Raw genomic sequence first — 13,250 nt, 5'->3', positions numbered from 1 at the left:
AGCTCAGTCCCGCAGACGCGGCCCGCTCACCCGGTCGGCCAGCCGGGCCAGGCGCTCCCGTAGCCCCGCGCGGCGGGGGAGCTCCCCGGCGGCCAGGCTGACCAGGTGCTGCGCGCCGTCGAAGGAGAGGGGCGCGCCCAGCGCCGGCACCGCGAGCGCGTCGTGTGCCAGCGCCTCCAGCTCCGGGTCCCCGCCGTCCAGGGCCAGGATGGTGGCGCCGGTGCGCCGCGCGTCGTCCACCCGCTCCAGCAGCGGCACCGGCGCCCGCTGCTCGGCCACCACCAGCAGCGTCTCCCCGCGCCCTGCCCCGGCCAGCCGGTCCACCCCGACCCGCAGGTGCGGCGGGGCGTCCACCGGCGGCGCCCAGCGCACCAGCGTCGGCGTCAGCTGGGCCAGCCCCGTGAACCGCGCCTCGTCCGCCAGGTGGGCGGTGAGGTGCCAGGGCTCCTCCTCCGGCGTCCCGACCAGCAGCAGTCCGCCCGGCGAGCGGGTGCCGCGCAGCGCCCGCCCGAACTCGCGGGTCCGTGCCACCCATCCGGTGGCGTCCAGCGCCTCCCGTAAGAACCTGACCGCCGCCGCGTCCATGGCGCCCATGGTGCCCCACCGGATGTCAAGATCGGTCGAACTTCGGGACGGCGGGCCATAGTTTTCGGGTCCGGTTCCTTGACCGGGATCTACCGGCAGGTAACCATCGAGCTCGGCGCCGTCGACCCGGTACGGACGCCGTCAAGGCAAGGGCGGCTTCGAAAGGCGGCTCTCCGTGCGCGTCCGTACTGGTCTCACCATGCTTGTCGTCGGCTCCCTGCTCCTCCTCAACCCGCTGCCGGCCCAGGCCGCCGCCCCCGGTGACGTGGTGTCGGCCACCCCCACGACCGTCTACCTCGCGCCCGGCAAGCGCCTGGAGGTCCCGGTCAACGCCTGGCAGCTGCGCTACCGCTCCACCACCGCGACCGGCGCCCCCACCGTCGTCTCCGGCACCCTGCTGGTGCCCAAGGTCCGCTACCCGCTCGGCAAACGGCCCGTCGTCGGGTACGCGGTGGGCACCCACGGCCTGGGCGACCAGTGCGCGCCCTCCCGCGCGATGGCCCGCGGGGCGGAGCTGGAGCTGACGGTCATGAGCCTGATGCTGCTCAAGGGCTGGGCGGTGGCGGTCACCGACTACGAGGGGCTCGGCACGCCGGGCGACCACACCTACATGGCGGGCCGCTCCCAGGGCCAGGCGGTGCTGGACTCCGTCCGCGCGGCCACCCGCCTCCCGGCCGCCAAAGTCGCCTCCGGCGGCCCGGTGCTGGTCATGGGCTACTCCCAGGGCGGTTCCGCCGCCGGATGGGCGGGCGAGCTGCACGCCTCGTACGCGCCGGAACTGAAGCTCAAGGGGGTCGCGGCCGGCGGCGTGCCGGCCGACCTGAAGGCGGTCGCCGACCACCTGGACGGCGGCCCCGACTTCGGCCTGGCCGCCGCGGCCGGCCTCGGCCTGGACGCCGCCTACCCCGAGCTCGCCCTCGCGAGCTACCTCACCCCGGAGGGCAACGCGATCTTCACCGCCGCCCGCGGCCACTGCATCGGCGACATCCGCGCCAAACTCCGCAACCGCACCCTCAAGTCCCTGACCACCACCGACCTGCTCAACCTCCCCGTCTGGCGGACCCGCCTCCAGGAGAACCGCCTGGGCGCCACCAAACCCTCCGTCCCCCTGTTCATCTACCACGCCAAAGACGACGAGATCATCCCCATCTCCGTCAGCCGCACCCTCCGCCGCGCCTACTGCGCCCAGAACACCACCCTGCTCTGGACCTCCCTCCCCGCCCCGTCCCACGTCCTCGGCGCCGCCGAAGGTGCCCCCCTGGCCATCGCCTGGCTCGCCTCCCGCCTTCTCGGCCTCCCCGCCATCGGCAACTGCTGAGAACCCGGGCTGCCGGAGGCGTACGGAAAGGCGCCTGGCATCATCGTGGTCATGGCTGAGCTGACTGATGTTTCGGGTGTTGTCGTCGCGATCCTCGGTGGGACCGGGGACCAGGGGAAAGGGCTGGCGTACCGGTTCGCGCTGGCGGGGCATCGGGTCTTGGTGGGGTCCAGGGACGCGGGTCGGGCTCAGCGGGCCGCTGAGGAGCTGAACGACATGCCGGGGGGCGGCGGGGTCGAGGGCGGGGAGAACGCGGCCGTCGCGCGCGAGGCCGATGTGGTGATCGTGGCGGTGCCCTGGGAGGGGCATCGGGCGACGCTGGAGGGCCTGCGGGCGGAGCTGGCCGGGAAGATCGTCGTGGACTGCGTGAACCCGCTGGGGTTCGACAAGCAGGGGGCGTACGCGCTGGCGGTGGAGGAGGGGAGCGCGGCCCAGCAGGCGGCGGCCGTGCTGCCGGAGAGCCGGGTGGCGGCGGCGTTCCATCACGTGTCGGCGATGCTGCTGCTCGACCCGGACGTGGCCAGCGTGGATCTGGACGTGCTCGTGCTGGGGGACGACCGGGAGGCCACCGACCTGGTGCAGGCGCTGGCCGGGCGGATCGGCGGGGTCCGGGGGATCTACGGGGGACGGTTGCGGAACGCGCACCAGGTGGAGGCGCTGACCGCCAACCTGATCTCGATCAACCGGCGGTACAAGGCGCACGCGGGAGTGCGGGTCACCGACGTCTAGAGCGCGGCGTTGACCAGCCAGGCGGCGATGTCGGCGGGGGCCACCAGCTGGTGCAGGTGGTCGCCCGGGATCCGGGCGACCGGCCAGCCGCGCTCGTCCGCCTCCTTGGCGGCACGGGCGTAGGGCTCGCTGAACCAGAGGTAGGCCCCGCGCACGTGATCCCACTTCGCGGGCACCGGGATGTTCTGTGTGTAGTAGGCGAGCGGCAGCCGGGGCTGCTCCGCGATGACCTCCCGCCGGAGCACGTCGTCCGGCACCAGCTGGGCGATCGCCTCATCCGGCCACCAGTCGGTCCATCGGGGCAGGATCCCGTCGGAGTCGGCCAGCGCGCCCAGGAAGGCCAGATGCTCGGGCTCCGCGGCGGCCACCGACCCGGTCCGGGGCGGCAGCGCCGCGTCCACGAACAGGCAGACCGCGATCTGCCCGCGCAGCGCCTCCACCATCAGCGGCATGAACAGCCCCGCGTTGCTGTGCGCCACCAGCGCGATCGGCCCGGCGGGCGCGGCGGCCACCACCTCGTCCACCACCCGCGGCCAGTACGGCGGCGCCCCCGCTCCGATGTCGACCAGCGACGGCACCACGACCCTCCGCCCGCGCGCCCGCAGCTCCTCCGCCACCGCCCGCCAGGTGGCCGGGCCGACGGAGGGGCTGTGCACCAGCACGAAGGTCGCGTCCATTTCTCCAGCATCCATCGGATTCATCTCCCAGCATCGCCCGTCCTCTAAGCGCGAACGGGAAAACTCACACCACCAGCGGCTGGAGCGCCGCACGGCGCCGGGTGCCGTCGTAGGCGGCCCAGGCGGCGGCCAACCGGCGGACCCCGTCGCTGAGCTCGGGCTCGGGGTGCACGAACGGCAGCCGGAGGCAGGCGGCGTGGTCCCCGGCGACGTCGAAGGCGCTGCCGGGCGGCACGGCCACCCCGTGCCGGGCGGTCAGCTGGGCGAAGGCCCCGGCGTCGCCGCGCGGGAGCCGTACCCACAGGGTCTGGCCGCCGAGCGCGGGCGGGCAGGACCAGCTCGGCAGGTGGGCGGCCAGTTCGGCGCGCAGGTGGTCGTGGCGGGCGCGCAGCGTGGTGACCCGGGCGGCGCGCACCTCGTCCAGGCGGCCAAGCAGCGCGGTGGCCGCCAGCTGGGCGAGCACGTCGCCGCCCAGGTCGTGGATGGCCCGCAGCCGGGCCAGCCGGGAGATCAGCGCGGCCGAGGCCCGGATCCAGCCCACCCGCAGTCCGCCCCAGACCAGCTTGCTCAGCGAGGCCACGGTCAGGATCTGCTCGCCCCGGGCGAAGCGGGCCAGCGGGGGCGGGGTCACCCCGTCGAAGCAGAGCTCGGCCGGCACCTCGTCGTCGATCAGCGGCACGTCCGCCTCGGCCGCCCAGGCGGCCAGCCGCCGCCGGGCCAGGGCCGGCATCACCCGCCCGGTCGGGTTGTGCGCGGTCGGGACCAGGTACGCCAGGGCGGGCTTGCCCACCTCCGGCTCGCGCGGCAGCAGCACGCCCCGCTCGTGCGTCTCGTCGAGCTCGCACGGCGACACCAGCGCCCCCGCGTTCCGGAAGATCTCGATCGCGCTCGGATAGGTGGGCGTCTCCAGCCGCACCGTGTCCCCGGGGGCGACCAGCAGCGCGGTGATCAGCGCGATGGCCTGCTGCCCGCCGTTGGTGATCAGGATCTCGCCCGGCTCGGTGGGCAGCCCGCGCGCGGTGTAGTACGCGGCGACGGCCTGCCGCAGCTCCGGATGCCCGGCCGGGTAGTACCCGATGTCGTGCCGTACCCGCCCCAGCCGGGCCGCCGCCTCCTGGTAGGCGGCCACCAGCACCGGCGGCGGTTCCACCGGCGCCGCGCAGGTCAGCAGCAGCACTCCGTCCGGCGGGTCGAGCACGTGCAGCAGCAGCGGGTTGGACACCCCCTCGGCGGCCCGGGTGGTCGGCAGCTCGGCCTCGGCCACCCTGGTCCCGCTGCCCTGCCGCCGGACCAGCCGCCCCTCCTGCTGGAGCAGGTCGTAGGCGGCGACCACGGTCCCCCGCCCGACCGCCAGCCGCTGGGCCAGCACCCGATCCGGCGGCAGCGCGGACCCCGGCGCCAGCAGCCCGTCGTCGATCAGCGCCCGCAGCCGTACGGCGAGCAGCAGGTAGAGCGGCCCCCGCCCGGACGCCCAGCGCCCCAGCCAGCCCACGATGCGGTCGACCTCCGTCATGGCCACCTCCAGCGGCATTGGTCCGGAAAGCGAGCCAATTATCCGCCATTGGATCTGACAATGACCACATCTTCGGGTCATCCTTGGCGCTATGACTGATTTGCGCCCGGAAACGCGAGTTGTGCACCTGCCCAAGCCGTCCGTGCACGGAAGCACCCCCATCACCGTGCCGCTGTACCAGACCTCGGGGTTCGTGTTCGACGACCCGGCCGTCTTCGCCGACGGCATGGGCCGCCCCGACGGCGCCTACGTCTACGCCCGCTACAGCAACCCCACCGTGCGCGCCTTGGAGGAGGCCGTCAGCGACCTGGAGGGCGGGGTCGCCGCGGTCGCCGCCGGATCCGGCATGGGCGCCATCAACACCGTGCTGCTCGGCCTGCTCCAGCCCGGCGACCACGTCATCGCCCAGCGGGCCCTGTACGGCGGCACCGCCCACATGCTCCACGACCTGTCCGAGCGGTACGGCCTCCAGGTCACCCACGTGCCGGAGAACGACCCCCAGGCCGTCCGCGACGCCGTGCGCCCCGAGACCAAGCTCCTCTACCTGGAGACGATCGCCAACCCGATGACCCAGGTCGCCGACCTGCCGGGCATGTGCGCGGCGGCCAGGGAGGCCGGGATCCTGACCGTGGTGGACAACACTTTCGCCTCCCCGCTGCTCTGCCGCCCGCTGGAGCACGGCGCCGACATCGTCGTGCACTCCACCACCAAGTACCTGTCCGGCCACGCCGACCTGGTGGGCGGCATCACCGTCTTCGCCGACGACGCCCTCTACCGCAAGGTCTGGTCCTACTCCTGCGCCCTGGGCGCCAGCTGCGACCCGTTCGCCGCCTGGCTGACCCTGCGCGGCATGCAGACCCTGGCCCTGCGCATGGAACGCCACTGCGCCAACGCCAGGACCGTGGCCACCCGCCTGACCGGCCACCCGGCGGTGGCCGCCGTGCACTGGCCGGGCCTGCCGGACCACCCCTCCTACGAACTGGCCGCCAAGCTGATGCCCGACTTCGGCGGCGTGCTCTCCTTCGACCTGGCCGGGGGCAGGGAAGCGGGGGCCAAGTTCATGAGCACCATCGAGGTGGCCCTGCTGGCGCCCTCGCTTGGCGGGGTGGAGACGCTGGTCCTGCACCCGGCCACCACCTCGCACCGGTTCCTCGACGAGGACGGGCTGGCCGCGGCCGGGATCGGCCCCGGCACCGTACGGCTGGCCATCGGCATCGAGCACCCCGAGGACCTCTGGGCCGACATCGCGCGGGCGCTCGACGCCCTCTAGAGTTCGCCGGATGAGGGTCACCAGCCAGGACGTGGCGCAGGCGGCGCGCCGCATCGACGGGTATGTCCGCCACACCCCTGCCTACCAGGCCGAGCCGGACCGCTGGCTCAAGCTGGAGTGCCTCCAGCACGCCGGCTCCTTCAAGGTCAGGGGCGCGTTCAACCGCATGCTCGCGGCCGAATTGCCCGCCGCCGGGGTGATCGCGGCCAGCGGCGGCAACCACGGCCTGGCGGTGGCGTATGCGGCCCGGCGGCTCGGGGTGCGGGCGGAGATCTTCGTGCCGGAGGTGTGCGCGCCGGTCAAGATCGCCGGGTTGCGCGCGCTCGGCGCCGAGGTGGTGGTCGGCGGCGCGATCTACCAGGAGGCCCTGGAGGCGTCCAGGAAACGGGCCGCCGACACCGGGGCGCTGGAGATCCACGCCTACGACCAGCCGGAGGTGGTGGCCGGTCAGGGGACCCTGGCCCTGGAGCTGCCCGAGGTGGACACCGTGCTGGTGGCGGTGGGCGGGGGCGGCCTGGTGGCCGGGGTGGTGGCCGCGCTGGACGGGCGGGCCGCGGTGGTGGCCGTGGAGCCCGAGCTCATCCCCACCCTGCACCGGGCGCTCCAGGCGGGCGAGCCGACCCAGGTCGCGGTCAGCGGGGTGGGCGCGGACGCGCTGGGCGCCAGCCGGGTCGGGCGGATCGCCTTCGACACGGTGGCCGGGCGGGTGAGCAGCGTGCTGGTCTCCGACGAGGCGATCATCGAGGCCCGGCTGGCCCTGTGGGCGGAGTACCGGGTGGCGGCCGAGCACGCCGGAGCCGCCGCGCTGGCGGCGCTGCGGAGCGGGGCCTACCGGCCGGAGCCCGGGGAGAGGGTGGCCGTGATCGTCTGCGGTTCCAACACCGACCCCGCCACCCTCTCAGGGGATCAGCTGTAGCTGTGCTCGGCGGTGGGGAAGGCCCCGCTGGTCACCTCGTCGGCGAACTCCCTGACCGCCCGGTCCATCGCGCCGGCCAGGTCGAAGTACTTCTTCACGAACTTGGCCGGCCGCTCGGTCAGGCCCATCAGGTCCTGCCAGACCAGCACCTGGGCGTCGGTGCCGGGACCGGCGCCGATGCCGATGGTGGGGATGGACAGCGCCGCCGTGACCCGGGCGGCGAGCTCGGCCGGCACGCACTCCAGCACGACCGCGAAGGCCCCGGCGTGCTCCAGCGCCTTGGCGTCGGCCATCAGCTCGTCGCCGGACTGCCCCCGGCCCTGCACCCGGTAGCCGCCGAAGGCGTTCACCGACTGCGGAGTCAGGCCCAGGTGGCCCATCACCGGCACGCCGGCCGCGACCAGCGTCTCGACCTGCGGGAGCACCCGGCTCCCGCCCTCCAGCTTCACCGCGTGCGCCCCGGCCTCCTTCATGAACCGGGCCGCGGTCTCCAGCGCCTGCTGGGGTGAGCCCTGGTAGGACCCGAACGGCAGGTCGGCCACGACCAGCGCCCGGGAGGAGCCGCGGACCACGGCCGCGGTGAGCGGGATCAGGTCGTCGACCGTCACCGGCAGGGTCGAGTCGTACCCGTAGACCACCATCGCGGCCGAGTCGCCGACGAGCATCACCGGGATCCCGGCCTCGTCGAAGACCTTCGCGGTCATCGCGTCGTACGCGGTGACCATCGGCCAGCGCTCGTGCCGCCCCTTGGCGGCGGCGATGTCGCGGACGGTGACCCGGCGCCCGGCGGTACCGCCATAGAGCGCGTGGGCAGCGGAATGTGCAGAGGACATGGCTACCTCCATGGTCTCGTGGCGCCCCAGCGGCGTCCCCGGACTGCTCAGATCATTGCATGTCACCACCATCACGAACAGCCCGCACCCCTGGGTTAATCCAGTAGCGAACTTGTCGGTGGCACCCGGCACAATGCGTCGGGAGGTAAGTCACAACAATGGCAATAGAACCTTACCGGCGGGTCCTCGGGCTGCCGGGCGTGCGGAACCTGATGATCCTGGCGCTGTTCAGCCGGCTGCCGCAGACCGCGACCGGACTGGTGCTGACCCTGCACGTGGTGAAGACGCTGGGGCTGAGCTGGACGCACGCGGGCGTGGCCGGGGCCGCGGCGACGGTGGGCATGGCGGTGGGCGCGCCGCTGCTCGGCCGGTGGATCGACCGGCGCGGGGCGCGGCCGGTGATCGCGCTCACCACCCTGGTCCAACTGGCGTTCTGGGTGGTCGCCCCGGCGTTGCCGTACCCGGCGCTGGTGGTGCTGGCCGGGGTGGGCGGGCTGCTCGTGCTGCCGTCGTTCGGGCTGATCCGGCAGTGCGTGGCGGCCATGGTGCCGAAGGAGGACCACCGCACCGGGTTCGCGCTGGACTCGATGGCCACCGAGGCGTCCTTCATGGTGGGGCCGGCGCTGGCCGCCGCCGGGGTGACCGCGCTGTCCAGCGCCACCGCCATGTGGATCATCGCCGCCGGGTTCGTGCTGGCCGGCACGGCGCTGTACGTGCTGAACCCGCCCACCCGGTCGGCGGAGGAGGAGGCCGCCGACACCGGCGAGCGGGTGCCCCGCCGCCGGTGGCTCACCGCCCGGCTGGTCACCGTGCTGCTGGCCGCCGGCACGCTGACCTTCACTCTCACCGCCACCGACCTGGCCATCGTCTCCACCCTGGAGCATCGGGGCGCCACCGGCTGGGTCGGCCTGGTCATCGCGCTGTGGTGCTTCGCCTCGCTGATCGGCGGTTTCGTGTACGGCGGGCTGTCGCGGGGTCTCTCCCCGTTCATGCTGATCGTCGCGCTCTGCGCGCTGACCGTCCCGGTCGGCCTGGTCGGCGGCGGCTGGTGGTGGCTCAGCCTGGCCCTGGTCCCCTGCGGCCTGCTCTGCGCCCCCGCCCTGTCGGCCACCGTGGACGTGGTCAACCAGTCGGTCCCCACCACCGTCCGCGGTGAGGCCCTGGGCCTGCACGGCACCTTCCTCACCATCGGCGTCTCCGCCGCCGGCCCGGTCACCGGCTTCATCATCGACCACGCCGGCCCCGGCTGGGCGTTCGCCGGGGCAGGCCTGGTCGGATTGGTTCTTACGGGCCTGGCAGCGCTGGCCCATCAGCTGGGCCGTGCCGAAAGTGGGGCAAATCTTAACGAAACGGAACCGTTGCGTATCGTATAGATCTTGCGATACGCTCCCGTAGCGAAACTCGTCCGTTTCGAAAATCTTGGGGGACTTTGTGGACCTAGAAACGGGTCATCCACGCCGCTGGCAGATCCTCGGCGTGATGGTGTTCAGCCTGCTGGCGGTGGTGCTCGACAACACCATCCTGAACGTGGCGATCAAGACGATCGCCGATCCGGTGCACGGGCTTGGCGCCACCCAGGGCGAGCTGGAGTGGGCGATGAACTCCTACACGCTCGTCTTCGCCGGACTGCTCTTCACCTTCGGCGTGCTTGGTGACCGGTTCGGCCGCAAGCGCATGCTCCTGATCGGCATGATCCTTTTTGGCCTTTCCTCGCTCGCCAGCGCGTACGCCCAGGACCCGGCCCAGCTCATCTTCGCCAGGGCGGCGATGGGCCTCGGCGGCGCCGCGATCATGCCGGCCACCCTGGCGATCATCTCCAACGTCTTCCCGGTGCGCGAGCGCGGCAGGGCCATCGGCATCTGGGCCGGCGGCGTCGGCATCGCGGTGGCCATCGGCCCGATCACCGGCGGCCTGCTGCTCGAACACTTCTGGTGGGGCTCGGTCTTCCTGATCAACGTCCCGATCGTGCTGCTCGCGGTGGCCCTGATCGGCACGCTGGTGCCCGACTCCAAGGATCCGAACAAGACCAGCCTGGACCCGATCGGCGTGCTGCTGTCCATCGTGGGCCTGGTCGCCCTGGTGTACGGCCTGGTCCGCATCACCGAACTGGGCACGATGGCCGACGCCACCGTGATCGTCCCGTCCCTCGCCGGCCTGCTCATCCTGGCGGTCTTCGTCTGGCACGAGTCCCGCACCGACCACCCGGCCTTCGACGTGCGCAACTTCCGCAATGCGGGCTTCTCCACCGCGATCGCCAGCACCGGCCTGGTCTTCTTCTCGGCCATGGGCATGATGTTCTTCATGGCCTTCTACTGGCAGATCGTGCGCGGCTACTCCCCGCTCCAGTCCGGCGCGCTGGTCCTGCCCTTCGCGGCGGCCCAGCTGCTGTTCGCCCCGCAGAGCGCCAAGATCGTGCAGCGGTACGGCAGCCGCCTGGTCGGCACCCTGTCGATGCTCGTGATCGCCGGTGTCCTCGCCGCGTACGCGCTGGTCAGCGTGACCACACCGGTCTGGATCCTGCTGGTCCTGTCCTTCGTGCAGGGCGCCGCGATGGCCTGCATCCTGCCCACCACGACCACCGCGATCATGAACGCGCTGCCCAGGGAGAAGGCCGGGGTGGGCTCCTCGATGAGCAACGTGGTCCGCCAGATCGGCGGCACCCTCGGCATCGCCATCCTGGGCGCCGTGCTCTCGGCCAGCTACCGGAACGGTATGGAGGGTCAGGCCGCGGGTCTGCCCGCCGAGGTCGGCCACCTGGTCACCGAGTCCATCGCGGGCGCGGCGGGCGTGGCCGCCGAGCTCGGCCCGCGTGGCGCGGCGCTGCTGGCGGCGGCCGACGACGCCTTCATGACCGGCATGCACTGGGCCGCCGCCGGGGCCGCCGTCGTCGCGCTGATCGGCGCGCTGGTGGTGGCACGCTGGATGCCGGGCCGTCCGCCGGTGATTTCCGCCCCCGTGGGTGGCATTGAAGCGAAGGAAACAGCGGTAGTTTGACGAGATGACGGTAGGTGAGGTCAGGATGACGCGGCAGGCCGCGGTCCGGGGGCGTCCCCGGAGCGAGAAGGCGGAGAAGGCGATCATCGGCGCCGCCCTGGACCTGATCGGCGAGGGCACCTCGGTGTCGGAGCTGTCCATCGAGGCGGTCGCCGCCCGGGCGGGGGTCGGCAAGACCACCATCTATCGGCGCTGGACCAACAAGGAGGACCTGGTCGGCGACGCGCTGGCCACCCTCAAGGCACCGCTGCCGGCCCTCGCCGGCCGCTCGGTCCGGGAGGACCTCATCGTGTACCTGGACGTGATGCGCCAGGACTCCCGGACCCTGCGCACCCGGTGCATCATGAACATCGCGATGAGCGAGCCGGAGCGCCACCCCCGCCTCTACGAGCGGTTCCGGCAGAGCGTCATCGAGCCGCGCCGCTGCGCCCTGCAGGCCGTGCTGGAGCGCGGCCGCGCCTCCGGCGAACTCCGCGAGGACCTGGACGTGGAGCTCGCCATGGCCATGCTCAGCGGCACCATGATGTGGCACACCAAGTGGGCCTCCGACCTCGACCCGCTCCCGGACGACCTGGCCGCCCGGATCGTGGACGAGGCGTTGCTCGGCTTCCGGGCGAGGTAACCCCCGTTCGCGCCGGTCAGCCCTCCCGCCAGCGGTTGGTGATCGGCAGCCGCCGGTCCCGCCCGAAGTTCTTCGGCGTGATCTTCGGGCCCGGCGGGTACTGACGGCGCTTGTACTCGGCCAGGTCCACCAGCCGGATCACCCGGGTGACCAGTTCCGGGTCGTGCCCGGCCGCGATCAGCCCAGCCCGCCCCAGGTCCCGCTCCACGTAGTCGTCGAGAATGCGGTCCAGCACCTCGTACGGCGGGAGCGAGTCGGTGTCCCGCTGGTCGGGCCGCAGCTCGGCGCTGGGCTCCTTGGTGATCGAGTTCTCCGGGATGGGCGGCGGCGTGGACTGGGTGTTCCGCCACCGGGACAGCGCCCAGACCATGCTCTTCGGCACATCCTTGATCGGGGCGAACCCGCCGGCCGAGTCGCCGTACAGGGTGGAGTACCCGGTGGCCAGCTCGCTCTTGTTGCCGGTGGTGAGCACCAGGTGCCCGTGCTGGTTGGACAGCGCCATCAGGGTCAGCCCGCGCACCCGCGCCTGGAGGTTCTCCGCCGCCAGACCGGTCAGCTCGATCTCCTTCTCGAACGCGCTGACCAGGTCGGCGATGGGCACCACCTGGGCGTTGAGGCCCTGGCGGCGGACCAGCTCCTCGGCGTCCAGGACGGAGTGGTCGGAGGAGTAGCGGGACGGCATCAGCACCACGTGCACCCGGCCGGCCCCGATCGCGTCGGCCGCGATGGTGGCGGTGAGCGCCGAGTCGATGCCGCCGGACAGGCCCAGGATCACCGAACGGAAGCCGTTCTTGGTCACGTAGTCCCGCACCCCGAGCACCAGCGCCTGGTAGACCTCGGCCAGGTCGTCCAGCCGCTCGGCCACCACCGGCGGCAGGGCGGGGTAGGCGAGCGGCTCGGTGGAGAGCACCAGCCGCTCGACGGTGATCGTGGTGCCGTCCCCGGCGTCCATCGGGAACTCGCCGGGCTCGCCGGTGCCCACCGGCAGATCCAGGTCGGTGATCAGCAGCTCCTCGGTGAACTGCCCGGCCCGGGCGATCAGCTCGCCGTCGGCGGAGACCACCAGCGAGTCGCCGTCGAAGACCAGCTCGTCCTGCCCGCCCACCTGGTTGGCGTAGGCCAGCGCGCACCCCGCCTCCCTGGCCCGCCGCGCGCACAGCGCCAGCCGCACGTCGTCCTTCTCCTTCTCGTACGGCGAGGCGTTCGGCACCACCAGCAGCCCGGCCCCTGCCTGCCCGGCCACCGAGACCGGACCGCCCTCCTGCCAGAGGTCCTCGCAGATGGCGACGGCCACGTCCACCCCGTGCAGCCGGAAGACCGGCAGCCGGTCGCCGCGCACGAAGTAGCGGTACTCGTCGAAGACGCCGTAGTTGGGCAGGTGGTGCTTGGCCGTGCGGACCACCACCCGGCCCTGGTACAGCAGGGCGGCGGCGTCCAGCGGGGCGCCCTTGGGCTGGCCGACCCGGAAGGCCCGCTGGGCGCGGTCGACGTAGCCGGTGACGACCGGGATCTCGCCGAGCCCCTCGGCGGCCAGCCGGGCGGCGACGTCCTCCAGGGCGGCCAGGGAGGCCTCCACGAACGAGGCGCGGAGCACCAGGTCCTCCACCGGATACCCGGTCAGGAACATCTCGGTGAACACCACCAGGTGGGCGCCGGACTCGGCGGCGCGCCGGGTCCAGTCCACCAGTTTGGCGGCGTTGCCGTCCAGGTCGCCGACGACGGGGTTGGTCTGAGCGAGGGCGATGCGCAGTTGGGCCACGCCACCACAGTACGGCCCCCGGATTATTGTCGTC

Annotated in this window: 12 protein-coding genes; 7 read left to right on the top strand and 5 right to left on the bottom strand. The window is 72.8% G+C overall.

Annotated elements, in window-relative coordinates; all coding sequences use genetic code 11:
* Positions 1–3: 3 nt before the first annotated feature.
* Positions 4–585 carry a hypothetical protein gene (locus KIP79_RS36175; RefSeq protein WP_372453740.1) on the bottom strand — a complete coding sequence of 194 codons (582 nt, stop codon included), beginning with the start codon at positions 583–585 and terminating at the stop codon, positions 4–6.
* Positions 586–760: 175 nt separating this feature from the next.
* Between KIP79_RS36175 and KIP79_RS36170 the strand changes: the two genes are divergently transcribed.
* The gene (locus tag KIP79_RS36170) at positions 761–1,903 is read left to right on the top strand and encodes a lipase family protein (RefSeq protein WP_214109493.1); all 1,143 of its coding nucleotides are present in this window, start codon (positions 761–763) and stop codon (positions 1,901–1,903) included.
* A 51-nt stretch (positions 1,904–1,954) separates the two neighbouring features.
* The gene (npdG, locus tag KIP79_RS36165) at positions 1,955–2,632 is read left to right on the top strand and encodes an NADPH-dependent F420 reductase (RefSeq protein ID WP_214109492.1); all 678 of its coding nucleotides are present in this window, start codon (positions 1,955–1,957) and stop codon (positions 2,630–2,632) included.
* Here npdG and KIP79_RS36160 read toward each other — a convergent pair.
* Both KIP79_RS36160 and KIP79_RS36155 read right to left on the bottom strand, forming a co-directional pair.
* Positions 2,629–3,309, bottom strand: a complete 681-nt coding sequence (locus KIP79_RS36160; RefSeq protein ID WP_214109491.1) for an alpha/beta hydrolase — start codon at positions 3,307–3,309, stop codon at positions 2,629–2,631. The genes npdG and KIP79_RS36160 overlap by 4 nt on opposite strands.
* A gap of 64 nt (positions 3,310–3,373) precedes the next feature.
* Positions 3,374–4,822 (bottom strand): aminotransferase-like domain-containing protein, encoded by a 1,449-nt coding sequence (locus tag KIP79_RS36155; protein ID WP_214109490.1) that lies wholly within the window; start codon positions 4,820–4,822, stop codon positions 3,374–3,376.
* A 91-nt stretch (positions 4,823–4,913) separates the two neighbouring features.
* Between KIP79_RS36155 and KIP79_RS36150 the strand changes: the two genes are divergently transcribed.
* A complete protein-coding gene (locus KIP79_RS36150) occupies positions 4,914–6,092 on the top strand; it encodes a trans-sulfuration enzyme family protein (RefSeq protein ID WP_214109489.1) in 1,179 nt (392 codons plus the stop codon).
* 10 nt (positions 6,093–6,102) lie between these two features.
* Entirely contained in the window at positions 6,103–7,008 is a 906-nt protein-coding gene (locus tag KIP79_RS36145) for a threonine/serine dehydratase (RefSeq protein WP_214109488.1), read from the top strand.
* On the opposite strand, the gene panB is transcribed toward KIP79_RS36145, so the two are convergent.
* On the bottom strand, positions 6,999–7,841 hold the full coding sequence (gene panB / locus KIP79_RS36140) for a 3-methyl-2-oxobutanoate hydroxymethyltransferase (RefSeq protein ID WP_214109487.1): 843 nt from the start codon (positions 7,839–7,841) through the stop codon (positions 6,999–7,001). The two genes, KIP79_RS36145 and panB, sit on opposite strands and share 10 nt — an antisense overlap.
* Before the next feature lie 158 nt (positions 7,842–7,999).
* On the opposite strand from panB, the gene KIP79_RS36135 reads away from it, so the two are divergent.
* From KIP79_RS36135 to KIP79_RS36125, 3 genes are read left to right on the top strand one after another with little or no spacing between them, the layout of a single operon-like run.
* Positions 8,000–9,214: an MFS transporter gene (locus tag KIP79_RS36135; RefSeq protein ID WP_214109486.1), complete on the top strand. Its 1,215-nt coding sequence runs from the start codon at positions 8,000–8,002 to the stop codon at positions 9,212–9,214.
* A gap of 58 nt (positions 9,215–9,272) precedes the next feature.
* The gene (locus KIP79_RS36130) at positions 9,273–10,835 is read left to right on the top strand and encodes an MFS transporter (protein WP_308170066.1); all 1,563 of its coding nucleotides are present in this window, start codon (positions 9,273–9,275) and stop codon (positions 10,833–10,835) included.
* 4 nt (positions 10,836–10,839) lie between these two features.
* Complete coding sequence (locus KIP79_RS36125; RefSeq protein WP_250214407.1) at positions 10,840–11,457, top strand: TetR/AcrR family transcriptional regulator; 618 nt, start codon at positions 10,840–10,842, stop codon at positions 11,455–11,457.
* A 16-nt stretch (positions 11,458–11,473) separates the two neighbouring features.
* Here the strand turns inward: KIP79_RS36125 and KIP79_RS36120 are convergent, their stop codons facing one another.
* Positions 11,474–13,216, bottom strand: coding sequence for an NAD+ synthase (locus KIP79_RS36120; protein WP_214109485.1), 1,743 nt, complete (start codon positions 13,214–13,216; stop codon positions 11,474–11,476).
* Positions 13,217–13,250 lie beyond the last annotated feature (34 nt).

The organism is Acrocarpospora catenulata (assembly GCF_018476525.1).
Taxonomy (GTDB): Bacteria; Actinomycetota; Actinomycetes; order Streptosporangiales; family Streptosporangiaceae; genus Acrocarpospora; species Acrocarpospora catenulata.
Note: the sequence above shows the minus strand (reverse complement) of the source record. Positions and strands in the feature narration are given on the sequence as shown.